The sequence below is a fragment of the Selenomonas sp. ND2010 genome, assembly GCF_000702005.1.
Lineage (GTDB): Bacteria > Bacillota > Negativicutes > Selenomonadales > Selenomonadaceae > Selenomonas_A.
In genome coordinates, this window is the sequence record NZ_JNKI01000002.1 from 74,116 (window position 1) to 98,479 (window position 24,364).

The window sequence follows — 24,364 nt, forward strand, 5'->3', positions numbered from 1 at the left end:
AAAAGCCGCTGGTTTTATGCCAGCGGCTTGAAGTGTCTTCCTGTATGCCCCTCATCGAATCCGTGATGTTTTTGTTAAGCGGTAATATTGATAAAAGAACCGGCTAAAATACTGTCCATGTTGTCTTGATAGTGGTGGATTTCGCGCTGCTGACCTGGTGCGTAGTTCGTGGTAAGTGTCAAGTTTTTACCAGTGCGTGAATAGGTATGCGAAGTTACCACATTGTCGCCGTGCAGCGTCAAAACAACCATAGCTCCATCAGACATCCGCTTGGTAATCGTAGCACTCTCCACAGTTTTACGTTCCTGCGGTACGTCTTTTTTGTTGGGAGCTTCTTGTGATGAATCCGTAATTGCCGCTGAGGCCCGGATGGCCGAAATTCCCGACGCAGCTAGGCTCCAGAAGCTAGGTGACCCATTGATTGCACCAATGCCGCTCATGATAATCCCTCCTTTGCCTGGTGCAATACAGGAAAGACTACTAACATTATTATATCATTGGATGAAAGTTCTGACAATAATCGAATGAGGCTGTACGAAAATATTTTGGGAGAATCGTGGGAATCTTGGTATAATTAAAAGTAAGAGCAAGGTTTTGTTTTAGGAGGGCGTAATCATGAGACAGGTAACTTTGGGGACAACTGGCATTACCGTGCCACAAAATGGCTTTGGGGCATTGCCGATTCAGCGCGTGACGAAGGCGGAAGCGGTTAATCTTTTGCGGGCAGCCTATGCGGGCGGCATGCGTTATTTCGATACGGCGCGTGCCTATAGTGATAGTGAAGAGAAACTAGGCGAAGCATTCAAGGGGATGTGGGATAAGGTGTTTTTGGCGACAAAGACCCATGCTAAGACACCGGAAGGTTTTTGGCAGGATTTGGAGACGTCACTGCGGCTGCTGCAGACCAACTGCATCGACGTGTATCAGTTTCATTGTGCGGACCAGTGCTGGCGGCCCGGTGATGGTTCGGGCATGTATGAGGCCATGCTCGAGGCGAAAGCGCAGGGAAAGATCCGCCATATCGGCGTGACGGCTCATAAAATCAAAGTGGCCTTTGAGTGTGTGGAGTCAGGGCTCTATGAGACGATGCAGTTCCCGTTCAGTTATTTGGCTTCCGAGCAAGAAGTGAACTTAGTCAAACTTTGTCGGGAGAAAAAAGTTGGCTTTATTGCGATGAAAGGGCTGGCGGGTGGACTTATCAATCGTTCGGAGGCGGCGATGGCTTATATCGCGCAGTACGATAATGTCGTGCCTATCTGGGGCATTCAGCGGAAACAGGAACTTGATGAGTGGCTTTCTTATATGGAGGAAACGCCAGTCATGACGGAGGAAGTTGAGGCCTATATTGCGCAGGAGCAGCAGGCTCTTTCGGGCGAGTTTTGCCGTGGCTACGGTTATTGCATGCCTTGTCCGGCCGGCATCATGATTAACCAATGTGCGCGCATGTCGCTGATGTTGCGCCGTGCACCGTCCAAAGCCTGGCTTACGCCGGAGATGCAGACGGAGATGAAGAAAATCGAGAATTGTCTCAATTGCCGTCAGTGCACCACCAAATGTCCTTATGAGTTGAATACGCCAGCGCTTTTAAAGAAAAATTATGAGGATTATCAAAAAGTCCTCGCTGGTGAAATTGAGGTATGATGTGATTACGATTTATCCAGATTTTTATGAGAAGTTTTCCTGTAAGGCTGATTCGTGTCAGCATAGTTGTTGCATGGGGTGGGAAATTGACATTGATGCGCGGACGGCGAAACGCTATCAGACGATGTCGGATGCCTTGGGGGCAGAAATACGGCGCAATATTTTCTGTCACGACGGTATTTGGCAGTTTCGTTTGGATGAGAAAGCGCGCTGCCCGTTTCTTCGAACCGATGGCCTTTGTCAGCTGATACGAAATGCTGGGGATTCCATTCTCTGTGATATTTGTGCGAATCATCCGCGCTTTTTTGTGACGGCAGCGGATTTCGAACTGGCAGGCGTGGGGCTTAGTTGTGAAAAGAGTTGTGAACTTTTGCTGGCTGACTTGTCAACCTTGACGTTTCACGAGGAAAATTCGGACCGGGCCATTGACTTGTCAACATTACTAGGGAACATGGGGATTGAGCTCCCGGCGGAAGAGCTTGTCTATCTGTCCGGGATGACAAAAGACGATGCCGAATTTGTTTTGGACTGCCTCGGAAAAACTGTGCCGATTGATGACGCGTGGACCAGACAATTAGGCGAATTGGCTGCGATGACGGATCAACTGGTGCCGCTTACGGAAAACGAATTGGTGCTCTTTACACGCGTCTATCAGTATATTGTTTATCGGGCGTTGGAGTATCTCGAGACATTTGGCTTGGCAGCGATTCTTTCTTATGCACAGTTGAATGCTGATTTTATTTCTTTGCTTTATCAATTGACCGGTCAGCTGGATGAGTCGGTTCGGCGCTGGTCAGAGCAGATTGAGTACAGCGTCGAGAATGTTCGCTGTTTGATGAAGCTGGTTTAAGGAGATTTTATGATTTCAGTGGAAGTGGTACAGGGGCTGTTGATTCCTTTTGCGGGAACGAGCTTAGGGGCAGCCTGTGTTTATCTCATGCGAAAAGAGCTTCACGCGAAGGTTCAAAAGGGTCTTACTGGTTTTGCGGCAGGCGTTATGGTGGCGGCTTCGATTTGGAGTCTTTTGATTCCGGCTATGGAAGCGTCGGCAGGGATGGGAGCTTTATCGTTTTTGCCGGCGGTAATCGGATTTTGGGTGGGAACGTTGTTCCTCTTGCTCCTCGACCATGCGATTCCTCATTTGCATATGAATGCAGATGCGGCGGAGGGACCTGCTAGTTCTTTGTCCAAGACGACGATGCTGGTGCTGGCAGTGACGCTTCACAATATCCCGGAAGGAATGGCAGTAGGTGTGGTCTTTGCTGGCTGGATGGCCGGGAATGTGGATATTACTATAGCGGGCGCTTTTGTGTTGTCGTTAGGCATTGCTATCCAGAATTTCCCGGAAGGGGCAATTATCTCCATGCCGCTTCGGAGTGCAGGGATGAGCCGTCATAAAGCCTTTGCCGCAGGTGTGCTTTCTGGTGTGGTGGAACCTGTGGGTGGCTTGTTGACGATTCTGGCGACAAGCTATGTGATTCCCGTGATGCCTTATTTGTTGGCTTTTGCGGCAGGAGCTATGCTTTATGTAGTTGTGGAAGAATTGATACCGGAAATGTCTGCGGGCAATCATTCGGATGTGGGGGTTCTTTGTTTTTCCGTAGGATTTACCCTGATGATGGCTTTGGATGTTGCTTTGGGGTAATAGGTGAGGATAGAGGACTGCTGTGGCAGGATTTTCCTTCCTGGCCGCGAATTTTACAAGCAAGAAAAAAGTTGGTCTCAAGGTAGCGTGCAGACGTGTTTTTTTGATAGGAATGAGGTGTGGGAATGGAACAGGAAATGAGAGTGGGGAGGATTGGGCTTGCCGGGGAGACGAATATTAGCCGGGAAAAGGCTGCCGGGACAAGTGCCTTTAAGGAGTTGTTTTCGGATTTGGTGGCGGAAAGGCTGGGTAAGATTCCCGAGACACTCGAAACGATGGAGGCCGTCGATAAAGAACTGAAGGAACTTCGGGCCCAGCGAGAGTTTACGGAAACTGTTAAGCATATTCTCCCTGATGGCAGTATCCGCATATCGGAATATAAGCAGGGCCACTTGGAAGCCTGCTACATTCAAAAGCCGAAACTTCGTGCGGTGGCCGATAGGACGAAGCCTATCCCCAGGGCGGCGGATGGTTCGCTTTTGACCAGTCAGCAGGAAATGAAACTGGAACCGCGCCGTAATATCCTGGAAGAGTGAGTTCGTTTTTTCGCGTTGGCAGGCGTGACTTTTGCGCTCAGATATGCTAGGAGAAGATTTTTATACGGCAACGATAGTAGGGCGAGAAATCGCTACGGTAAGGACATCCATAATCCGGCAGTTTTCGGATTATGGATGTTTTTTTTGAGGAGAAATGCTATTTTATGACAGAAGAATTATTTACCAGGATGCCTCGACCTTTGCAATAGATGAGAAAAACTCCTGAAGCGTTTTTAGCCTCAGGAGTTTTTCTCATCTGATTTTCTTTAGTCGTTAGTTTTCCACTTCAACCAGTTCGATTTTAAAGTTTAATTCTTTGCCAGCCATTTCGTGATTGGCATCGAAGGTAATGGTGGTTTCGGTCTTTTCGGTTACGGTTACGGGAACTGGCTGGCCATAGGCATTTTGCAGGGCAACCTTCTGTCCGACTTCGAGTCCTTCGGCCCCTGGCAATTGCGCGATTTCCATCGTGATGATGTTTTCATCGGATGGCATGCCATAGGCCTCTTCGGGCATCAGATGGATGTCTTTGCTTTCGCCAACGGCCATGTCTTTGACGGCATCGTCAAAACCCTTTATCATCATGCCGGCACCGCAGACAAATTCGAGTGGTTCGCCGCGATCGTAAGAGGAATCGAATTTCGTGCCATCGTTAAGGGTACCTGTGTAGTGAACTTTTACTTTTTTGTTTTCGTTGCTCATAGTTTGTCTCCATTCTTGTGATAGTGATACGGATAGTATAGCATAAAAGGTCTTACGATTTCAGCAGGGCTGCTTTTAATTCCTGGTAGCGGCGCGTGTAGTAGGGGCCATTTTGGGCTTCCCGGTGATCAAAGCCATAGGCGCGGCGGCTGACCGCAAGGATTGGCGGCGCCTGGATGCGTTTGGCAATAGCCATCCCGCAGAAAAGATTCCACCAGCGCTCGAGGTCATCGATGAAGTCTTTCGCTGTGGGAAAATACTGGGCAACAAGGCCTGGCTTACAGCCAAGATTTTCTTCGACCGTGCCAGCGGCATACCATTCGAGGATATCCTGTGGGGCAGCTTTTTCCCAGCGTTCGATAAAGGAACGGAACAGGTAGTCATGGTAGGGGTATTTGAGCGGATCGCCTTTGCCTTCGTCGACATTCTGGGCATTGGAAAGTTCAGCACTTGGTACGATGTCGATGATGCCCTGGGGGACAACCTCGCGGCCATAGATTTCTTCGTTCATATAGTAAGCCAGTTCATAGACTTGATGCTTCCACAGGTCGGCAAGGGCAGCGAGGAAGCCCGATTGGTCGCCGTAAAGTGTCGAATAGCCGACCGTTGTTTCGGCTTTGTTCGCATTGCAGGTAAAGCCACCGCCAAAGGCTGCGGCAGCACCGGCAAGGACTCTGGCGCTGCGGTCGCGGGCCTGGATGTTTTCGGTGACGAAGGACGAAACCAAAAGATTGGTAGTGCTGCCATCTGTCAGATAGGTCATTGGCGTGTGCTCGAGTTGGTCAATCGTATGATCTACGGATTGCTGGATCGGCACAATCATATATTGGCAGCCAAGGTTTTGGGCCAGCTGCTGTGAAAGTCCCTTGGTGGTTTCTGAGTTGAAGACGCTTGGCATGTTGACCAGGAGCAAGTTCTCCGGTCCAATTACCTTGGCATAAAGAGCGGCGGCGACCGCTGAGTCAATACCGCCGGAGATGCCGATAACGACTTTTTTCATGTGAATGTTTTCGAGGAATCGTTTGATGCCATAGTGAAGAGCGCGGTAAATATGGGCAATGTCCTTTTCGTCTGACTTGTCAATGGGGGATGACTGGTCAAGTTTGTCCAAGTCGACAATGGTGAGCTCTTCGGTGTATTCTGGAGCAACCGCAAAGATTTGGCCATGAGCATTATAAGCGGTACTTGACCCGTCAAAGGTGTAGATGGTCTTGCCGTTGTTCTGAAGACCGATGGCATTGACATAGAAAAGCGGTACGCCGGCGTCTTTTGCCTGGGCACCAAAGACGCGGTTGCGTTTGTCATTTTTGCCCAGCGTATAGGGGGAGGCCGATATGTTGACGAAAAAGTCTGGCTTATGGCGGCGGCGAAGCATCTCGATGGGCTCCATCTCATAGTTATCGCTCCAGCCGTCTTCACAAAGCAGACAGCCGACGCGATAGCGCTGGCCGTTGATTTTCAGCGTTACCGGTGAGAGCAATTGGTCTGGGGTGGTGCCGAGCTCGCGGGCCAGTTTCTGAAGGCTGAAGAAGTGGCGCGTGTCGTCAAATTCCCGATAGTTTGGCATCAAGGTCTTGATGACATAAGGATATGGCATGTTATCCGGCTGTACCAATTTGCCATCGCGGGCGGTGAAGAGCGCGTTGTATTTGCGTACGCGTCCGTCGTTGTTCTTTTTTGACCAGTCAACGGCGATGTTGCCAAACATTACCGTTATCCCTGTTGAGGCATTGATAATGTCCTGCCCGAAACTTTCGCAATCTTTCAGGAAGGAGGACTGCTCCCAGGTATCTCCTAGCAGATAACCGGGAACGGCCATCTCGGGAAAGATGATGAGGTCGACGTTTTGTTCTTTCGCTGCGGCTATCATCGACAAGATTTTGGCCGTGTTTTGGTCCGGATGGCCAGGGATAACTTCCATCTGACCCATAGCAATTTTTAACAAGGGATAAACACTCCTTAAAATTATTACACAAACATGTATATATTCGCGTAATGTATAATAAAATGTAATTTTTAAAGAAAAACGTGTTTTCTTGAATGACAATCTTATATTTTCTATAGGATTCGCCTTTAATATATGATATAATAAACTTCGAATACAGTCTAGAACTATATTTATGACGCAAAAGATAACAAAAGTCCGAGGTAAAATGGTTTGCTATCGAAATAGAAGCAAGTGGAAAAGAAAGAGGCGGTTGATTTGAAGTATAGCAGTACGAGAGGCAATGGGGTAAAACTTGATTCTGCGCAGGCGATTATCCAGGGCCTCGCTACTGATGGTGGTTTGTTTGTACCGGATAGCTTGCCAAAGGTTGACGCGTCCTTTGTTGCCGCTCTGCAAGATCTTTCTTACGAAGAGCGGGCGGCAAAAGTTCTCGGTTTGTTTTTGACCGATTATACGGAGGAAGAAGTTAAGGGGTGCGTGACGCGTGCTTATGGCAATGGCAAATTTGATGCCGCTATGCGAGCCCCGGTGAAAATATTTGACGATATGGGTGTGCTCGAACTCTGGCACGGTCCTACTAGTGCCTTCAAGGACATGGCCTTGCAGTTGCTCCCACAGCTCATGAGTACGGCCCTTAAAAAGACGGGGGAAACGGATGAGGTCTTGATTCTCGTGGCTACGTCTGGCGATACGGGGAAGGCTGCGCTTGAAGGGTTTCGGGATGTCGATCAGATTAAGATTATGGTCTTCTACCCAGAAGGCGGCGTCAGCCGTATCCAACAGTTGCAGATGCTCACGCAGGAGGGCCGCAATGTCAATGTAACGGCAGTCCGCGGCAATTTTGATGATGCGCAGAGTGGTGTCAAGGAAATCTTTAGCGACAAGTCCTTTGCCAAGGAGTTGGAGACTAAGGGGGTTAAGCTTTCTTCGGCAAATTCCATCAACTGGGGGCGTTTGGTACCACAGATTGTCTATTATTTCAGTGCGTATGCAGATTTGGTGAAAGCTGGCAAGATCGAAGCCGGTGAGGCGATAAACTTCACGGTGCCGACTGGCAATTTTGGCGATATCCTGGCAGGATTCTATGCAAAATGCATGGGGCTTCCTGTTCATAAGTTGATTTGTGCCTCTAACGCGAATAACGTGTTGACAGATTTCTTGCGTACGGGAGTCTACGACCGCAATCGCGATTTCTATAAGACCATTACCCCATCGATGGATATTTTGATTTCCAGCAATCTCGAGCGCCTCCTGTTCCATCTGACGGAAGACACCGGAAAGGTTGCTGGCTGGATGAAGGATCTAGCCGTGTCCGGCCGTTATGAGGTCGGTGGAGAGCTGTTGCAGAAAATCCAACAGACCTTCTGGGCGGATTGGACGGGAGATGACGATACGAAAGAATTAATTGGCCGTGTCTATGCCGATAAACACTATGTGCCGGATACGCATACGGCAGTTGCTTGGAAAGTGGCCGAAAACTACCAACAGGTAACAAAAGACCGTCATTACATGGTCATTGCATCGACGGCAAGCCCGTATAAATTCAATGGCAGCGTTTTGGAAGCTCTTCAGGTTGAGACGACAGGGCTTGATGAGTTTGCAATGCTCGATAAATTGCAAGAACTCAATGACGACCCAACACCGCAGGGACTGGCATCGTTGCGCAAGAAGCCTTTGCTGCACAAGGATGTCTGTGCGGTAATGGCGATGAAACAGGCTGTCCTTGATTTTGCTGCAAGATAATCAAAAATAGCCGAAATCGGTAGTAAAACGCCAAAAATTTACGGAAAATCGATTTTTTATAAAACACAACGGAAACAATAAATGTTTTTGTTGTGTTTTATTTTATTCTTTAGTTTTGACAAATAATTGTGATAAATAAAAATTTAAAGCTTTTGGTAAATAAATAGTTGACATTTATGGAAAAATAAGCTAATATAATACTCGTGACAGGGCATATGAAAAATTATGACAAAGTCACTCAATTATTTAAACAATTTATGAAAGAGGTTGAATGTAAAATGGCAAACATCGATCTTAGTCAGTATGGAATCACGGGCGCAACGGAAATCATCCACAATCCGTCTTACAAAACCTTGTTCGCAGAAGAAACGAAGGCTGGTCTCGAAGGCTTTGAGGTTGGTCAGGTCTCCGAACTCGGTGCAGTAAATGTTAAGACGGGTATCTTCACGGGCCGTTCGCCTAAAGATAAATATATCGTTGATGATGCTACGGCACATGACACGGTATGGTGGGATTCGGAAGAATACCACAACGACAACCATCGTCTGTCCGAAGAGAATTGGGACGTTCTCAAAGACATCGCGAAGAAAGAGCTCTCCAACAAGAAACTCTATGTTGTTGATGCTTTCTGCGGTGCTAACAAAGATACGCGCATGGCAGTACGTTTCATCGTGGAAGTTGCATGGCAGGCACATTTCGTTACGAACATGTTCGTAAAACCGACGGCTGAGGAACTTGAGAACTTCAAACCGGATTTTGTCGTTTACAACGCTTCCAAAGCAAAAGTTGAAAACTACAAGGAACTGGGGCTCCATTCGGAAACGGCTGTTGCGTTCAACCTCACGAAACGTGAGCAGGTTATCATCAACACTTGGTACGGCGGTGAGATGAAGAAAGGTATGTTCTCCATGATGAACTACTTCCTCCCGCTCAAAGGTATTGCTGCTATGCACTGCTCCGCTAACACGGATAAGCAGGGTCAGAACACGGCAATCTTCTTCGGCCTTTCCGGCACGGGTAAAACGACGCTGTCCACGGACCCGAAACGTCTCCTCATTGGTGATGATGAGCACGGCTGGGATGATGAAGGTATCTTCAACTTCGAGGGTGGCTGCTATGCAAAAGTCATCAACCTTGATATGGAGTCTGAGCCGGACATCTATGGTGCTATCAAACGCAACGCTCTGCTTGAGAACGTAACGCTTGACGAGAAAGGCAACATTGATTTTGCCGATAAGACGATCACGGAGAATACGCGTGTATCTTACCCAATCGATCACATCAAGAGCACGGTTAAAGGCTTTGTCAATGACCGCAGTGCTGCTCCGGCTGCTAAGAGCGTTATCTTCCTTTCTGCTGATGCATTCGGCGTACTGCCGCCGGTTTCCATCCTGACTCCGGAGCAGACGAAGTACTACTTCCTGTCCGGCTTCACGGCGAAATTGGCTGGTACGGAGCGTGGTATCACGGAGCCGACGCCGACGTTCTCCGCTTGCTTCGGTCAGGCATTCCTCGAACTCCATCCGACGAAATATGCAGAAGAGCTCGTCAAGAAGATGGAAGCTAACGGCACGAAAGCTTATCTCGTTAACACGGGTTGGAATGGTTCTGGCAAACGTATCTCCATCAAAGATACGCGTGGTATCATCGATGCTATCCATAGCGGCGCTATCAAGAAAGCACCGACCAAGAAAATCCCGATGTTCAATTTGGAAGTTCCGACGGAACTCGAGGGCGTAGATACGAATATCCTCGACCCGAAAGATACCTATAAAGATGCTGCTGAGTGGGAAGCAAAAGCTAAAGATCTCGCTGAGCGCTTCATCAAGAACTTCAAGAAATATGAGACGAATGAAGCTGGCAAGGCCCTCGTCGCTGCTGGCCCGCAGCTTTGATTCACTCTCTTACACACATCTTCACCTACGAAAAAAGGAGTCATGTTTTGACTCCTTTTTTTATTTTTCTCATCGAATTGCAACAATAGTATGTTATAGTAATAGTTATATAAGTTCGAAGGAGATGATTGTTTGAAGTTAGCGAGGATAGTGCTGGGAGGAATCCTGATACTGGCGGCCAATGTTTTTTTGCTTGGCAGTGTGGAGGCTGCTAAGGGGAAATTGGTCTTTATTCCTCATGATACGCGGCCCATATCTTGCGATGAGACTGCTGATGTGGCGCGTGCAGCTGGCTACGAGGTCATTGTTCCGCCGAGAAATCTTTTGAGCGATGGCGTGGATAAACCAGGAAATCCGGAAAAACTATGGGAATGGGCCGAGCAGAATGTAAAAAATGCCGATGGCGCGATGTTTTCTTCGGATTCCATGATATACGGCGGTCTGGTACCATCGAGAAATCATGAATTGTCTGAACAGGATTTAGCCAATCGGGTGAAGCGGTTTGAAAAGATACGCCAGGAGAATCCTAAGCTGAATTTGTACGTTTTTAGTTCGGTTATGCGTACGCCGCGCAGCGGCCTTTACTCGGGCAATGCAGAACCTGCCTATTATCAGCATTATGGTGCGGATATTTTTCAAGCAACGGCTTATGCGGATAAGGAAGAGATGCAGGGGTTAGAGCCAATCGAGAAGAAGGCCATGATGCTTCATGAGCAGGCGGTGCCGGCAAAAGTATGGAAGGATTGGCGCACAAGACGCGAAAAGAACGTAAAGGTGAATGAACAACTGATTGACCTCACGCGCAAGGGGATTATCAGTTATCTGGTCGTTGGCAAAGACGACAATGCGCATTTTTCGCAGACTCATTGCGAAGGGCGAAAGTTGGAACAATACGGGAAGGACATTCCACGGACAAGATTCCAGGTGTTGGCAGGTATCGATGAATTTGGAGCATTGCTTTTAAGCCGGGCCATTAACGACTTGGAAAAAGAGATTCCCTTTATTTATGTTCAATATAATGAAGGAAAAGGCGGAGCGACGATTCCTGGATATTCCGATACGCCTATCGATGAAACGATTCGCGATTCGGTTCGTACAGCCGGCGGAATGGTGGTGAATAGTCCCAAGCGTGCGGATTTTATTCTGCTCGTAAATACCAATGCGGATGGACGGACTGGTGAGGCAAATCAGATTACTGCTGTTGGCAATGGTATTGCTAACGATGGCCGGGATCGCGGAACGACGAAACGGTTTGTTCAGCTGATTCAGAAAAATCTCCGTTACGGTACGGCTGTTGGTGTAGCCGATATTGCCTTTGCGAACGGTGCAGATAATGCGTTGATGCAGGCTCTTTATAGAGGAAATTTACTCTATAAGATTCGTGCCTATGGCGGCTGGAATACGCCGACCAACACGACGGGGTTTGTTATTGCCACGGGTTTGCTTTCGGGACGTATGACCGATGAAGCCGCTGATAGTTTGTTGACGCGGCGCTATGTCGAGGACTGGGGATATCAGTCGGTAGTCCGCACGCAGATGGCTAAGAGTATTGCCGGCTTCCGTCGTTGGGATGTTTACAGCAATATGGGGGATATGGAACCGGGAATTGTCAGCCGGATCAATGTTTTGATGCGGGATTTTGCCATCAAATATTTGCCTCCTTATGAAGGACTTGATACTATGGAGGTAACACTTCCTTGGCATCGTATGTTTGAAGCGGATTTTAAATACTGAATGGATAACGGCAAAAAAGATGTATCAAAAGGCAAGAGCGTTTTGATACATCCTTTTTTCTTTTTATGAGAGTGCCTTTCGAATGGCAGCAGCTACGCCATTATGTAGATTATCTTTCGTGATATGGGCAGCCGCTTGCTTGAGTTCGGCAACACTGTTTTCCATGGCTGTAGCATGAGAGGGGAAAGCCTCAAACATGGAAAGGTCGTTGGTGCCATCGCCAAGTACGAGCACTTCGTCTTCGGCAATGCCGAGCTTTTTGGTTAGGACTTTTAAGGTGTTGCCCTTGGTGGCAGCAGCGTCGTTGATTTCGATATTGGTACGGAAGCTGGCGGAGATAGCAAGATGAGGAATCTCGGCCTCCAATCGTTCGGCAAGTGCGGCCAACTTGCCCGGAGCGCGGCTGAAGGTGATAAACTTGGCAATGTTTACATCGCTTTGCCAGAATTCGTCAAAATCTTTTATGTATTGCAGTTTTTTAAAGTGCGGATTTTTTAGCGACCAGAGGAAGTTTTTTAAGAAATTGGTGCCTGGCCGAACTTCACGCATGCGGTCTAAAAGACCGCGATAGGTTTTTAGGCGGGAGTTGGCACTGAAATGACCGCGGTCGGTGTAGATTTCCAGGTTGAAACGCTGGAACATAGCGATGATTTCGTATATCCTTTGACTGCGTTGGTGGTCGATATAGGCGGCGTGAAGCAGCGTGTGGTCAGGGGTGTGGAGTTCGGCCCCGTTCATCGTTAAATAGTAGGGGGAAAGACCGTAACTTTCAATGAAGGCTTGGACATCTGCCATGATGCGGCCGGTGGCTATGACAAATTTTATTCCCTGTTGTTGGGCTGCGCGGATAGCGGCGATGTTTTCGGGTGATATTTGATGGTTGCCGTCAAGCAAAGTCCCATCCATATCGGTAGCAATTAATCGTATCATTTGAATCCTCCTGTCGTTTTTATTATAAAGATAGGGAGCATGGATAGCAAGGTATTGTACAGGTTTTGCCATTGTGGGAAAGGAGCGTTTTTGGTAGAATGAAAGAGTACAAACGAATGTTTTAGGTGATAACATTGAAACTGACAGATTCCATTCAATATGTGAAAGGCGTTGGGCCGAAGAAGAAGGCCGAACTCAATCGTCTGGGGATTCGCACGGTTTATGATTTACTGACTTGGTTTCCGCGGACTTATGAGGATCAAAGTGTCCTCACGAAAATTGGAGCGTTAAAGCCAGGAGAACGTGAGACGGTGTCTGGTGTCATTATGAATGTGACGGAGCGGCAGGGAGGCCGCCGTGGCATGACGATTCTTACGGCACTTATTGGCGACGGTACAGGTTTTTTGCAGGTGACCTGGTTTAATCAGAAGTTCCTCAAGAAAAAACTGGTAACTGGCAAGCGTGTCTTTGTGACCGGTAAGGCAGAATATGCCTATGGGGGGCGTGGGCAGTTCGCTATGAGCCAGTTATCGGGATTTCAGATTTTAGATGACGAGGAAAGTCCCGAGACGATGTGTGGGATTTTACCGGTATATCCTGCGACAGAAAAATTACCACAAAAGTTTTTCCGTAAGATCATAGCGGGGCTTTGGCAGGAGGCGTTTGAACTGCCGGAAGTGATTCCAGAGGGAATCCAGGAGCGTTTTCATTTACTGGCGCGTCGGGAGGCATTTTATAAGATTCATTTTCCTAAGGATTTTTCGGAATTGCAGGCGGCGCGCAATCGGTTGGCCTTTGAAGAGCTCTATTTGATTCAGTGTGGACTTATGGTTCTCAAGAAGCAATCCCGGGAAAAGAAAAAGGGAATCCGCCATTTGCTAAACAGCGAATTGGTTCGAAAACTTAGGGAAAGTCTGCCCTTTACCCTTACGGAGGACCAAACAAAGGTGTGGCAGGAAATATGCCGCGATATGGAAAGTCCTGTTCCCATGCGGCGCTTGGTACAGGGGGATGTCGGTTCTGGTAAAACCGTAGTGGCCATGCTGTCTTTGGTCAAGACCGTGGAAAATGGATATCAAGGGGCATTGATGGCACCAACGGAAATTTTGGCTAGCCAGCATTATGAAGGCTTTTGCCGCCAGTTAGAACCACTGGGTGTACGCATCGGGTTCCTTTCGGGAAGGCTCACTAAGAAAAAGCGGGAAGAGATGTATGCGAAGATTGAAAATCATGAGCTCGATATTGTCATCGGAACCCATGCTCTTATTCAGGAAGGCGTTCATTTTGCGAAACTCGGTTTGGTGGTGACGGATGAGCAGCATCGGTTTGGTATTGCTCAGCGGGCAGAACTAGAGAAAAAAGGCAGTCTTATGCCCGATGTGTTGGTTATGACGGCGACACCAATCCCTCGGACCATGACGCTTACGGTTTATGGCGATTTGGATGTATCCCTTATCAAACAATTGCCACCAGGACGGCAGCCCATCCGCACTTTTGTGCGCCGCCCGGACCGCCGGGAACTCATATATCAATATGTATTGTCGCAGCTTCAAGCGGGACGGCAGGCGTATGTGGTTTGTCCGCTTATCGAGATGAACGAGGAAAGCCCGCTGCCGTCAGCTGAGGAAATCTATGATGAATTGCGGTATGGTATTTTTCGCAACGTGCCAGTTGGTCTGGTCCATGGCCGGATGAAACCGGCGGAAAAAGAGCAGGTCATGCAGGATTTTTATGAGGACAAGATAAAACTGTTGGTGTCGACAACGGTTATTGAAGTTGGGGTCAATGTACCGAATGCCAGTATTATGGTCGTCGAGAATGCAGAGCGATTTGGGTTAGCGCAGCTGCATCAGCTGCGCGGGCGCATTGGCCGTGGAAAATATCAGTCCTTCTGCATCTTGGTCTCGGAGATGAAAACCGAAAATGCCAAGGAGCGTTTAGGAATCATGGCGGAAACCACCGATGGCTTTAAACTGGCAGAGGAAGATTTGAAGCTTCGTGGCCCGGGACAGTTTTTTGGCTCGATGCAGCATGGGCTGCCAGATTTAAAGATTGCCGATGTCTTAAAGGATATGGATATTTTACTGGCGGCTCGCAGAGCGGCCATGGAGACGATGGAAAATCAGGAAGATGTCCGCTTTGTTTTGCCGATTTTGGCGTTGCAGTACCAACAGCAATTCCTTAATATTACCGATACATAATACATTTTTGTTAGGAAATCCGTCTTTTTGTCGCGAACATCTTGACATAATTGGCGGACATGATATACAATATACACATCTTTTGTGCGTAAAAATTTCTAGGAGGCGCATAGCTTGACTACAGTATTCGTTAATGGTGCCTGTGGACGTATGGGACAGGCGGTTCTCAAAGCAGTTCAGGAAGATAAAGACTTGACGCTGGTGGGGGCATGTGACATTCATGGTGGTGCCGATACGGGAACCCTCGTTGGTTTGCCGGCTAGTGGTGTGTTGGTGGAAACCGACCTTGCTGCTGCTTTGGAACGTCTTCAGCCGGAGGTCATGATTGATTTTACCCGTCCGGATGTCGTTTATGATAATGTCATGACGGCACTTCGTCATAAGGTATCGCCGGTAGTCGGTACCACGGGGCTTTCGGAGGAGCAGAAAGGCGAAATCCGCAAGGCGGCGGAAGAAAATAACACTCCGGCATTTATTGCACCGAATTTTGCAATTGGCGCTGTTTTGCTGATGGTTCTTTCCAAACAGGCGGCAAAATACATGCCGGATGTAGAGATTATTGAACTCCATCATGACAACAAGCTCGATGCTCCATCGGGAACTGCCATCCAGACGGCGGCAATGATTGCCGAAGTCCGGGCAGAGCACAAGCAGGGGCATCCTGAAGAGAAGGAAAAACTCAGCGGGGCGCGTGGCGCTGACTATGAAGGCATGCATATCCATAGCGTTCGTCTGCCGGGGTATGTGGCTCATCAGGAAGTTATTTTTGGTGGACTGGGGCAGACGCTTACCATTCGGCATGATTCGTTGAATCGTGAATCCTTCATGCCGGGCGTTTGCCTGGCTGCGAAGAAAGTTCGTGGGTTAAGCGGTCTTACGATTGGCTTGGATCAGCTGCTTGAATTCTAATTTGTAGGAATAAACATCGAAAGGAAGAATTTATATGAAAAAATATAATGTTGCCATTCTGGGTGCTACGGGTGCCGTTGGCCAGGAATTCCTCAATCTCATCGAAGAGCGTAACTTCCCGTTTGCAGATCTTAAAATGCTGGCGTCGAAGCGCAGTGCTGGTAAGAAAATCCAGTTCATGGGGAAAGAGTATACGGTTGAGGAGACAACGGAAAATTCTTTCGAAGGTGTTGATATCGCTTTGTTTGCTGGTGGCGGTGCCAGCAAGGTTTTTGCGAAACCGGCAGTAGATGCAGGTGCAGTAGTTATCGATAATTCCAGTGCCTTTCGCATGGATCCGGAAGTTCCCTTGGTCGTTCCGGAAGTCAATCCGGAGGCAATTGCCAAACATAAGGGGATTATTGCCAACCCGAACTGCTCGACAATCATCATGCTGATGGCACTCAAACCGCTTTATGATGTTTCGAAAATCAAACGCGTTGTTGTTTCTACCTATCAGGCTGTGTCTGGCGGTGGTAAAGAAGCTATGGCAGAGTTGGAGCAGCAGGTGGATGATATCGTGAACGGCCGCGAGGTAACGGCGAATATCCTGCCGGGAGCAGCGCTTAAAAAGCATTATCAGATTGCGTTTAACCTCATCCCGCAGATCGATGTATTCCAGGATAACCTCTACACGAAAGAGGAAATGAAGATGGTCAACGAGACCAAGAAAATTCTCGATGACCCGGACATTCGCGTTACGGCAACGACGATTCGTGTACCGGTATATCGCAGCCATGCGGAGTCGGTCAACATTGAGTTCGAGGAGGAAGTCAGCGTCGAAGCTGCCCGCAAGGCAATCAATGCTTTCCCAGGAGCTGTGGTGAATGATAATCCGGATGAGCAGGAATATCCAATGCCGCTTTTCACGTCAGGGAAGGATGACGTCGAGGTAGGACGTATCCGCAAGGACTATTCCTGTGAGAATGCCTTGAATCTTTGGTGCTGTGGCGATCAGATTCGTAAGGGGGCAGCCCTCAATGCGCTGCAGATTGCTGAATACATGATTGCACATGATATGATTAAAAAATAAGCTTTCCATAATTGCAGAGCAAATACCGTTTGTCGACGATAGGACAAACGGTATTTTTTTGAATATGATATACTGTGATATGGCAAAGGAAAGAGGTTGATAGATTTGAAAGAAGAGCAGTACATCAAAGGGCTTTATGAGGAAGCCCTCAATCAGGCGGTGGATTATTCGTTTGATGAGGAACAGCAGGAAGTGGCGGCAATCCATCGTTATTATGCGGAACGGATTGGCAGTATTCTTGATATCCCAGAGGCGGAAACCGAGGCGTATATCAAGAAATTAGCGCAAAAAAATGACAAGTCAAAAATTGACTTGTCAAATAAGCCGGAAACGCGGTTGCGTTTAGAAGTCGATCGCATTATTGATGGGGCAGTAGTTTTTTCTGAAGATGAATACCAGCGCTTGCTGGAAAAATTAGCAGAATTTCATGAGCTGATGGATTCTCCTATGTATGATGTTCTGCAGCAGACAGCTTGGCAGATCCTGCAGGCCCTACATCCACAGCTCGATATGTATGAGTTAGAAGGTCTTTTGATGGAAGACCTTCAGCGGGCTATGGGGTTACAGCAAAACGACATATTGTTGTGACCCTATTTCTTGGTCGATGCTATCCAATGAATGCGGGGACGCCGGTTTTTTTTCTTTGCGTCGTCTTCCTGCATTTTTTTATCGTTGGCGCGGTCGTTGCATTCTTTGATAGCCTTGTTTAGTCGGCCGATACATTTGGAACAATAAACGCCCCGGTTGATTGGCTTGCCGCAGCGGCTGCAGGGGTAGAGGTACTTGATGCCGTCGGTATAAAACTGTCCGCGCTGTACCATTTGGGTTACGAGCTTTACGTCCGTTCCGGTTTCATCGCAAATCTCTTTGACGGTGGAGTGAGGATATTTACGGACGTATTCAATGACACGCTTTTCCGTCTCACGTGTTTCTTCGTAGCACTTCGAACATGACCCTAGGCCGGTATCCATAAACAAGCGGCCGCATAGTGGGCAGTTATGCAAATGTGGTTTTCTGGTTTTATTCATGATAGAGACACCGTCCTTCCCTGGCATCCTTGCGGATAGAAAATCTTATTTACTCTATTATATCATGAATTTTTAGAATATGATATAAATAAAATCATTTTACTGGAGTTTATGGTCCTGTTTCAGAAAAATTTTAGGAAAATATGGCAAGAGTATGATACAATAGTAAATGCGAAAACATATTCGGGAGGTATTCAGATATGGTAAGCGAAGAAACTATGATGTTTAAATTCGGCAATGAAGAGAACAAAGCCGAGACGATTATCCGCAATGTGTGCAAGGCAATGGAGGAGAAGGGCTATAACCCCATCAACCAGCTCGTTGGCTATCTGCTTTCCGGTGATCCGGCTTATGTAACGAGCCATAATGATGCCCGCAGCCAGATTCGCAAGCTGGAACGCGATGAGTTGTTGGAAGAGTTAGTACGTGCTTATTTGGAGAAGAAAGATAAATGAAACGATATATGTCGCTAGATATTGGTGACCGGACAATTGGTATTGCTGTCAGCGATTTGCTGGGCCTTACGGCGCAAGGTGTCGAGACAATCCGCCGCCGCAAAGAGGAAGATGACTTGAAGCGGTTAGGCGAACTGATGGAAGAGTATGAGACGAAGGCTCTCGTTTCGGGACTGCCCAAGAATATGGATGGCTCGGAAGGCGATCGCTGCAGCATTGTGAAGGAATTTATGGCAAAGGTACAGGAGGTCTATCCTGAGGTGGAGGTTACCTTTTGGGATGAGCGCCTTTCTACGGTGGCGGCTTCCCGTTCCTTGATTGAGGCCGATGTTTCCCGCAAAAAGCGCAAGAAGGTCATTGATAAGATGGCGGCAGTTTTTATCCTGCAGGGATATCTTGACAGCATCCGCTAAGAGGGACTAGTGCTTGACAAGATTTCTTGTAATAGGCTAAAATGCTAAGAGATAATTTTATTTAGGGAGGTAATTCCTATGGCAGATAAAGAGATGAACGAAGAAAACATGGTTGTTGTCATGACGGACGATCAGGGCAATGAATATTACTACGAGGAAGAGATGATTATTCCGGTAGGCGACGAAAAGTACGCACTGCTCATCGGCTTGCACAATGAAGACGACGAGCATGAGCATAGCTGTGGCTGTGGTTGCGGCTGTGACGATGAAGATGTTCTGATTGCCAAAATCGTTGTCGGTGAAGACGGCGAGGAAGAATATATTGAGCCGACGGACGAAGAGTTCGAAGCGGTTCAAAAGGCCTATGACGCTTTGTGTGACGAAGCTGAGCAGGACTAATCCTGTTAAGGGGCTGCCATCCGGTCGGGTATGGCAGCTTTTTCGTATTTTATGAGGAATGGGGAGATTACTGTGTGGGATAAGTTCAAGGGCCGGCAGGAGAGCGTGCAAAAGTGGTTGTCGGACCATGAAGACAACTGGGAATGGCTGACGGATAAGTTGGCGGCAGTAAGTGATGCGATGACTTGGAAGCGTTGGACAGCAGTGGCGATTCTCGTGCTGTTGGTTTTCGTGGGAGTTTGTACGGCCGTCTTTCGTGGCAATTCTACGCAGCGAGCGTCGATTTCGACGGATCAGCCGATTTATGTTTCCGTAAAACCGGGAATGAGTGCCAGTGATATTGGGGATGAACTGGTAAAACATGGGGTTCTTGAAAATAAGTTTTCGTTTTGGTGGAAGGTAAAGACCAGTGACGCAGCCAGCCAGTTTAAGTCTGGCGTATATGCCATGAAGGCGAATATGTCTGCCGATGAGGTGCTTCGCAAGCTGGTCTCGGGGGATACTACCGTCGTGAAATTTACGATTCCGGAAGGATTTGGCGTCAAAGAAATCGCCAAGCGTTTGGCCGATGAGGGACTCGTGGATGAACAGGAATTTTTAGCGAAGGCAAAAAAATATGCGCCGTATGACTATATTGAGCGCAAAGAGGATATTCGCTATGCCTGCGAAGGTTTTTTATTTCCCGATACGTATGAGCTTCACGAGGAAGCTACGCCGGAATCCATCATGAAGATGATGGCTGAGGATTTTGATACGCGGTTGACGCCAGAGCTTCGTGCCCGCGCGCGGGAGATGAATCTTTCGATTTTTGACCTCATCACGTTGGCATCGTTGGTGGAAAAAGAGGCGCTGTATGCAGAGGATCGGCCGATTATTGCGCAGGTGTTTTTCAAACGGTTAAAGATAGGCATGCCGCTGCAGTCGGATACGACTTTGCAGTATTTGCTCGATGCGCCTAAAGAGGATGTATCGATTAACGACACGAAAATCGAATCGCCGTATAATACCTATCAGCATCGCGGCCTGCCGCCAGGGCCGATTGCCAGTCCGGGGATGGCGGCTATCAAAGCCGTGCTCTATCCGGCGGATACCGACTATTTGTATTTTGTAGCAGATCGCAAGGGGCATAATCACTATTCGACGAATTATGCCGATCATCAGGTTATCGTCAATCAAGTGCGTTGAGCGATGCAAAGGCAGGAGTAAGTTTTGGAAGATATGGAATTGCTGTTCCAGGAAATGGAACAATATGCCGCAGAAAATCATGTGCCGATTATCAACGAACGAGGGCGTAAAGCTTTTTTGCAAGTGGTACAGGAAAAGAAGCCACATCGGGTACTGGAGATCGGTATGGCGATTGGTTATTCTACGCTGCAGATTGCAGCCAATAGTGCCGACGATGTAAAAATCACAACGATGGAACTCAGTGAAGAGCGGGTGAAAACAGCCCGCTCTTATATTGCCCGTTCCAACTATGCGGATCGTATCCGCATCCTTAGCGGCGATGCTGGGGAACTGTTGACGAGCGAAGCCGCAAAGGATGCGCCGTTCGATTTCGTTTTTATTGATGCGGCAAAGGGACAGTATGTGGATTATTTTCGTAAAGTTGAACCGCTGCTTTCGGATTCGGCAGTTATCTTAGCCGATAACGTCTTGTTCCGAGGCTATGTGTTGTCGGAGGAGAAACCGCCACGACGTTTCAAAACCATTGTGAAGCGTTTGCGTGAATATCTTGAGCTGGTGACGAAAACGCCGGGATATTCTACGGAGATTTTGGAAAATGGCGATGGACTGGCGGTTACGCGACGGGAAAAATGAGTTTTTAGTTTTGGGAGGAATCCTATTATGATAAAGAAGCCTGAGCTACTAGCGCCGGCGGGAAATCTTGAAAAAATGAAGATGGCAATCCTTTTTGGTGCGGATGCTGTCTATTTAGGCGGTAAGGCCTTTGGCCTTCGCGCCTTAGGCGGCAACTTTAGCCGCGAAGAATTGAAAGAAGCAGTAGCATTCGCGCACGAACGGAATCGCAAGGTCTATGTTACGGTAAACATTTTTCCGCATAATGGAGATCTGGTCGGTTTGCCGGATTATCTAAAATATCTTGCGCAAATTAAAGTCGATGCGCTGCTGGTGGCTGATCTCGGAGTTTTCATGATGTGCCGGGAACTCATTCCGGAGATGGAGCTTCATATCAGCACGCAGGCCAACAATACCAATTGGGCGACGGTTAATGCCTGGAAGAAGTTGGGAGCAAAGCGCGTGGTGCTGGCCCGTGAAATGTCGCTGGCAGAAGTGCGCGAAATTCGGGAAAAGTGCGAAGTGGATTTGGAAATGTTTATGCATGGTGCTATGTGTATTTCGTATTCCGGGCGCTGTCTGTTGTCGAATTATTTTACGGGGCGCGATTCCAATCGTGGCAGTTGTGCACAATCCTGCCGCTGGAAATACGCGCTGGTGGAGGAAACTCGCCCCGGACAGTATTTTCCGATTGAGGAAGATGACCGTGGCACGTATATCATGAACTCGAAAGATATGTGTTTGATGCCCCATATTCGCGATGTAATCGAAAGCGGAGTCGACAGCCTGAAAATAGAGGGCCGGATGAAAAGTGTCCATTATGCGGCAAGCGTAGTCAAAGCGTACCGGTTGGCAATTGATGCCTACTTTGAGGACCCGGAACATTTTTCGGTCAAACAGGAGTGGCTGGATGAACTGGAGAAGGTTTCGCATCGGAAATATACGACGGGATTTTATTATCATCAGCCGACAGCAGAAGATCAGATTTATAGCAAGACCTCTTATGATCAGACGTCGGATTTTGTTGGATTGGTTCGTTCGTATGATGAAGCGACGGGGTGGGCTGTGGTAGAGCAACGCAATAACATGAAGTTAGGACAGGAAATCGAGGTATTCCAGCCCACGGGACCGCTTTATCGTCAGAAAATCTCTGCGATGAAGAATGAAGCCGGCGAAGATATTGACGTAGCACCGCATCCACAAATGATCCTTCGCATGAAGATGGAGCAGCCCGTAGAACCCTATACGATTTTGCGGCGAGATGTAACAAATGTAGGGCAATGATTCGTATTTTGGAATTTTTGTTGTAAAGTTGAATAAATTTATGATATGATGAAGTAGATGTTGTTTATACTATGAAAAAATTGGAAAGTGGTGTTGATTTTGGCTATTCGTTATTTTGGTACCGCTGCCGGCCGCGTTCAGGGCGTCGGCTTTCGTATGTTTGTTCAACAGCATGCTATGGATCTTCATGTTACCGGTTGGATAAGAAACATGGAGGATGGAACTGTTCAGATGGAGCTTCAAGGGGAACCTGAGGCAATCGACAAATTGGAAGGTTTCATTCGAGAGGGCAATTACTTCATCAAAGTGGAAAGCTTCAGCCTCGAAGAACGGCCGGTTGTCGACGGTGAGAAGCGTTTTGATGTCCGCTACTAAAACGGACGGGAGGAAATCAGATGGCAAAAGTCCTTGTGCTCAATGGACCTAACCTCAACCTGTTGGGAACCCGTGAGCCGGAAATCTATGGTAGCACAACGCTCAAGGATATCGAACGGATGATGACAGCGCGTGCGCAGGAAGCTGGCCTGGCGATTGACTTTTATCAGTCAAACCATGAAGGCTGTCTTGTCGATAAGGTGCAGGAAGCCAATCATCATTACGATTATATTATTTTTAATGCGGCTGCTTTTACGCATTACAGCATTGCGCTTCGTGATGCAATTGCCGCGATTGATGTTCCGCTTATCGAGGTTCATATATCCAATATCCATCAACGCGAAGAATTTCGCCATAAGTCCGTGCTGGCACCAGTTGCCATGGGACAGATATGCGGGTTGGGGATTGAGAGTTATATGGCAGCGCTCGAGGCCATTATTTACAAACTGAAAAAGTAATACCTTAGCCTTTCTCTAAGGAGGAGGGCTACTTTTATTGTTAGGAGTTGACCATTTATGAAAGAGAGTCGTTTGCAGGCAATCCGTGCCCTTATGGAAGAGAATGGATTAGACGCGATCATAGTAACAAAGTATGTGAATTTGCATTACTTTAGCGGTTTTCGTGGCGATGATACCACGTTGGTTATCAGCCGGGATATGGCGATGCTTATTACGGATAATCGGTATACGGAGCAGGCAAGCCAGCAAGCGCCGCTGTTTGAGATTGTGGAACAGAAAGACGGTCTGTGGAAAAAAACAGCGGAATGTGTGAAAAAAGTTGGTGCAAAGAAAGCTGGTTTTGAGGGCAATGCGATGGTTTATGCCGACTTTGTGACATTGACGAAGCTCCTCGATGGTGTGGAGTTCACTACGGCGGTTGAGCTCGATGCCCTTCGTCAAGTAAAAGATGCAGAGGAAATCAATCATATCCGTAAGGCCTGTGAAATTGCCGACATAGGATTTCAGGATATTTTGACTTATGTGCGGCCGGGGATGACCGAGGTACAGGTAGCCGCTCATCTAGAAAATTGCATGCGTGAAAATGGCTCGGAGGGGCCGTCGTTTACAACGATTATGGCGTCAGGGATTCGTGGCGTCCTGCCCCATGGTATTGCAACGGAGAAAGTCATCGAAGAAGGGGAGTTTTTAACGATGGACTACGGTGCTATTTACGCGGGGTACGACTCGGATATTACTCGTACGATATGTGTCGGTCATGCCGACGAAAAACAGCGCCGTATTTATCACGCCGTACTCGAATCCCAAAAGTTGGCATTGGATTTGATTAAGCCAGGCGTTTCCGGTAAAGCGGTTCATGTTGCCGTACAAGATAATCTTGAAAAGTATGGGCTGAAACAGTATTTTGGTCATGGCCTTGGCCATAGCCTGGGGCTGGAAATTCATGAGGAACCGCGCATGTCTCCGAAAAAGGATTATATTCTTCAGGAAAACATGTTGATTACGGATGAGCCTGGCGTTTATATTCCTGAGTGGGGGGGTCTTCGCATAGAGGACACTGTGCTCGTTACGAAAAATGGTTGCGAGCCCCTGACAAAATCCAGCAAAGATCTTATCGAAGTAGGTTGAATCGACAAGAAGATAGCAAGGAACCCTTTTCAAAAAGTTTAAAATATGCTATTATAGATTCGTTACATTGA

Annotated in this window: 25 protein-coding genes; 20 read left to right on the top strand and 5 right to left on the bottom strand. The window is 47.8% G+C overall.

Annotated elements, in window-relative coordinates; translation table 11 throughout:
- Positions 1–74: 74 nt before the first annotated feature.
- Positions 75–440, bottom strand: coding sequence for a hypothetical protein (locus T504_RS0101925; RefSeq protein ID WP_033169367.1), 366 nt, complete (start codon positions 438–440; stop codon positions 75–77).
- 175 nt (positions 441–615) lie between these two features.
- Between T504_RS0101925 and T504_RS0101930 the strand changes: the two genes are divergently transcribed.
- The 4 genes from T504_RS0101930 to T504_RS0101945 all read left to right on the top strand — a co-directional run bounded on the left by T504_RS0101930 (position 616) and on the right by T504_RS0101945 (position 3,822).
- Positions 616–1,641, top strand: coding sequence for an aldo/keto reductase (locus tag T504_RS0101930; RefSeq protein ID WP_033169368.1), 1,026 nt, complete (start codon positions 616–618; stop codon positions 1,639–1,641).
- 1 nt (position 1,642) lies between these two features.
- Positions 1,643–2,491 carry a flagellin lysine-N-methylase gene (gene fliB / locus T504_RS0101935; protein WP_033169369.1) on the top strand — a complete coding sequence of 283 codons (849 nt, stop codon included), beginning with the start codon at positions 1,643–1,645 and terminating at the stop codon, positions 2,489–2,491.
- Positions 2,492–2,500: 9 nt separating this feature from the next.
- Entirely contained in the window at positions 2,501–3,286 is a 786-nt protein-coding gene (locus tag T504_RS0101940; protein ID WP_033169370.1) for a ZIP family metal transporter, read from the top strand.
- A gap of 125 nt (positions 3,287–3,411) precedes the next feature.
- Entirely contained in the window at positions 3,412–3,822 is a 411-nt protein-coding gene (locus T504_RS0101945; protein ID WP_033169371.1) for a hypothetical protein, read from the top strand.
- A 273-nt stretch (positions 3,823–4,095) separates the two neighbouring features.
- Here T504_RS0101945 and T504_RS0101950 read toward each other — a convergent pair whose 3' ends face one another.
- A complete protein-coding gene (locus T504_RS0101950) occupies positions 4,096–4,524 on the bottom strand; it encodes an FKBP-type peptidyl-prolyl cis-trans isomerase (protein WP_033169372.1) in 429 nt (142 codons plus the stop codon).
- 52 nt (positions 4,525–4,576) lie between these two features.
- On the bottom strand, positions 4,577–6,469 hold the full coding sequence (gene nadE, locus T504_RS0101955) for an NAD(+) synthase (protein ID WP_033169373.1): 1,893 nt from the start codon (positions 6,467–6,469) through the stop codon (positions 4,577–4,579).
- A 258-nt stretch (positions 6,470–6,727) separates the two neighbouring features.
- On the opposite strand from nadE, the gene thrC reads away from it, so the two are divergent.
- The 3 genes from thrC (at position 6,728) to T504_RS0101970 (ending at position 11,844) form a co-directional block, all read left to right on the top strand.
- Complete coding sequence (gene thrC / locus T504_RS0101960) at positions 6,728–8,215, top strand: threonine synthase (RefSeq protein ID WP_033169374.1); 1,488 nt, start codon at positions 6,728–6,730, stop codon at positions 8,213–8,215.
- 278 nt (positions 8,216–8,493) lie between these two features.
- Positions 8,494–10,110, top strand: coding sequence for a phosphoenolpyruvate carboxykinase (ATP) (pckA, locus tag T504_RS0101965; RefSeq protein ID WP_033169375.1), 1,617 nt, complete (start codon positions 8,494–8,496; stop codon positions 10,108–10,110).
- Positions 10,111–10,242: 132 nt separating this feature from the next.
- Complete coding sequence (locus T504_RS0101970; protein WP_156033447.1) at positions 10,243–11,844, top strand: DUF4127 family protein; 1,602 nt, start codon at positions 10,243–10,245, stop codon at positions 11,842–11,844.
- Between the two features lie 63 nt (positions 11,845–11,907).
- Here T504_RS0101970 and T504_RS0101975 read toward each other — a convergent pair whose 3' ends face one another.
- Positions 11,908–12,774, bottom strand: a complete 867-nt coding sequence (locus T504_RS0101975; protein WP_033169376.1) for a Cof-type HAD-IIB family hydrolase — start codon at positions 12,772–12,774, stop codon at positions 11,908–11,910.
- 134 nt (positions 12,775–12,908) lie between these two features.
- Between T504_RS0101975 and recG the strand changes: the two genes are divergently transcribed.
- From recG to T504_RS0101995, 4 genes are all read left to right on the top strand, one after another.
- Positions 12,909–14,975 (top strand): ATP-dependent DNA helicase RecG, encoded by a 2,067-nt coding sequence (gene recG, locus T504_RS0101980; protein WP_033169377.1) that lies wholly within the window; start codon positions 12,909–12,911, stop codon positions 14,973–14,975.
- 114 nt (positions 14,976–15,089) lie between these two features.
- Positions 15,090–15,884 (top strand): 4-hydroxy-tetrahydrodipicolinate reductase, encoded by a 795-nt coding sequence (dapB, locus tag T504_RS0101985; RefSeq protein ID WP_033169378.1) that lies wholly within the window; start codon positions 15,090–15,092, stop codon positions 15,882–15,884.
- Positions 15,885–15,918: 34 nt separating this feature from the next.
- On the top strand, positions 15,919–16,956 hold the full coding sequence (locus T504_RS0101990) for an aspartate-semialdehyde dehydrogenase (protein WP_033169379.1): 1,038 nt from the start codon (positions 15,919–15,921) through the stop codon (positions 16,954–16,956).
- A gap of 105 nt (positions 16,957–17,061) precedes the next feature.
- Positions 17,062–17,544 (top strand): hypothetical protein, encoded by a 483-nt coding sequence (locus T504_RS0101995; RefSeq protein ID WP_033169380.1) that lies wholly within the window; start codon positions 17,062–17,064, stop codon positions 17,542–17,544.
- A 2-nt stretch (positions 17,545–17,546) separates the two neighbouring features.
- Here the strand turns inward: T504_RS0101995 and T504_RS13740 are convergent, their stop codons facing one another.
- Entirely contained in the window at positions 17,547–17,984 is a 438-nt protein-coding gene (locus T504_RS13740; protein ID WP_051635148.1) for a hypothetical protein, read from the bottom strand.
- A 200-nt stretch (positions 17,985–18,184) separates the two neighbouring features.
- Here T504_RS13740 and T504_RS0102005 point away from each other — a divergent pair, with 200 nt between their 5' ends.
- The 9 genes from T504_RS0102005 (at position 18,185) to T504_RS0102045 (ending at position 24,293) form a co-directional block, all read left to right on the top strand.
- On the top strand, positions 18,185–18,439 hold the full coding sequence (locus T504_RS0102005; protein WP_033169381.1) for an IreB family regulatory phosphoprotein: 255 nt from the start codon (positions 18,185–18,187) through the stop codon (positions 18,437–18,439).
- Complete coding sequence (gene ruvX / locus T504_RS0102010; RefSeq protein WP_197018664.1) at positions 18,436–18,852, top strand: Holliday junction resolvase RuvX; 417 nt, start codon at positions 18,436–18,438, stop codon at positions 18,850–18,852. Before T504_RS0102005 ends, ruvX begins: the two co-directional genes overlap by 4 nt.
- A gap of 78 nt (positions 18,853–18,930) precedes the next feature.
- Positions 18,931–19,251, top strand: a complete 321-nt coding sequence (locus tag T504_RS0102015) for a DUF1292 domain-containing protein (RefSeq protein ID WP_033169382.1) — start codon at positions 18,931–18,933, stop codon at positions 19,249–19,251.
- Between the two features lie 72 nt (positions 19,252–19,323).
- On the top strand, positions 19,324–20,436 hold the full coding sequence (gene mltG / locus T504_RS0102020) for an endolytic transglycosylase MltG (RefSeq protein ID WP_231473843.1): 1,113 nt from the start codon (positions 19,324–19,326) through the stop codon (positions 20,434–20,436).
- Positions 20,437–20,469: 33 nt separating this feature from the next.
- Positions 20,470–21,069, top strand: a complete 600-nt coding sequence (locus T504_RS0102025; protein ID WP_033169524.1) for an O-methyltransferase — start codon at positions 20,470–20,472, stop codon at positions 21,067–21,069.
- Between the two features lie 27 nt (positions 21,070–21,096).
- Positions 21,097–22,332, top strand: a complete 1,236-nt coding sequence (locus T504_RS0102030) for a peptidase U32 family protein (protein ID WP_033169383.1) — start codon at positions 21,097–21,099, stop codon at positions 22,330–22,332.
- Between the two features lie 93 nt (positions 22,333–22,425).
- Positions 22,426–22,707 carry an acylphosphatase gene (locus tag T504_RS0102035; protein ID WP_033169384.1) on the top strand — a complete coding sequence of 94 codons (282 nt, stop codon included), beginning with the start codon at positions 22,426–22,428 and terminating at the stop codon, positions 22,705–22,707.
- Positions 22,708–22,727: 20 nt separating this feature from the next.
- Complete coding sequence (aroQ, locus tag T504_RS0102040) at positions 22,728–23,165, top strand: type II 3-dehydroquinate dehydratase (RefSeq protein WP_033169385.1); 438 nt, start codon at positions 22,728–22,730, stop codon at positions 23,163–23,165.
- A gap of 57 nt (positions 23,166–23,222) precedes the next feature.
- Complete coding sequence (locus T504_RS0102045; RefSeq protein WP_033169386.1) at positions 23,223–24,293, top strand: M24 family metallopeptidase; 1,071 nt, start codon at positions 23,223–23,225, stop codon at positions 24,291–24,293.
- Positions 24,294–24,364 lie beyond the last annotated feature (71 nt).

Excerpts from the sequence above, each read along its gene's own strand:
- T504_RS0102030 (WP_033169383.1), top strand. The coding sequence starts at position 21,097 with ATGATAAAGAAGCCTGAGCTACTAGCGCCGGCGGGAAATCTTGAAAAA.
- T504_RS0102015 (WP_033169382.1), top strand. The coding sequence starts at position 18,931 with ATGGCAGATAAAGAGATGAACGAAGAAAACATGGTTGTTGTCATGACG.
- T504_RS0101940 (WP_033169370.1), top strand. The coding sequence starts at position 2,501 with ATGATTTCAGTGGAAGTGGTACAGGGGCTGTTGATTCCTTTTGCGGGA.
- T504_RS0101945 (WP_033169371.1), top strand. The coding sequence starts at position 3,412 with ATGGAACAGGAAATGAGAGTGGGGAGGATTGGGCTTGCCGGGGAGACG.
- T504_RS13740 (WP_051635148.1), bottom strand. The coding sequence starts at position 17,984 with ATGAATAAAACCAGAAAACCACATTTGCATAACTGCCCACTATGCGGC.
- T504_RS0101925 (WP_033169367.1), bottom strand. The coding sequence starts at position 440 with ATGAGCGGCATTGGTGCAATCAATGGGTCACCTAGCTTCTGGAGCCTA.
- T504_RS0101975 (WP_033169376.1), bottom strand. The coding sequence starts at position 12,774 with ATGATACGATTAATTGCTACCGATATGGATGGGACTTTGCTTGACGGC.
- aroQ (WP_033169385.1), top strand. The coding sequence starts at position 22,728 with ATGGCAAAAGTCCTTGTGCTCAATGGACCTAACCTCAACCTGTTGGGA.
- T504_RS0101990 (WP_033169379.1), top strand. The coding sequence starts at position 15,919 with ATGAAAAAATATAATGTTGCCATTCTGGGTGCTACGGGTGCCGTTGGC.
- T504_RS0102045 (WP_033169386.1), top strand. The coding sequence starts at position 23,223 with ATGAAAGAGAGTCGTTTGCAGGCAATCCGTGCCCTTATGGAAGAGAAT.
- T504_RS0101950 (WP_033169372.1), bottom strand. The coding sequence starts at position 4,524 with ATGAGCAACGAAAACAAAAAAGTAAAAGTTCACTACACAGGTACCCTT.
- T504_RS0101930 (WP_033169368.1), top strand. The coding sequence starts at position 616 with ATGAGACAGGTAACTTTGGGGACAACTGGCATTACCGTGCCACAAAAT.
- ruvX (WP_197018664.1), top strand. The coding sequence starts at position 18,436 with ATGAAACGATATATGTCGCTAGATATTGGTGACCGGACAATTGGTATT.
- pckA (WP_033169375.1), top strand. The coding sequence starts at position 8,494 with ATGGCAAACATCGATCTTAGTCAGTATGGAATCACGGGCGCAACGGAA.
- T504_RS0102005 (WP_033169381.1), top strand. The coding sequence starts at position 18,185 with ATGGTAAGCGAAGAAACTATGATGTTTAAATTCGGCAATGAAGAGAAC.
- T504_RS0102025 (WP_033169524.1), top strand. The coding sequence starts at position 20,470 with ATGGAATTGCTGTTCCAGGAAATGGAACAATATGCCGCAGAAAATCAT.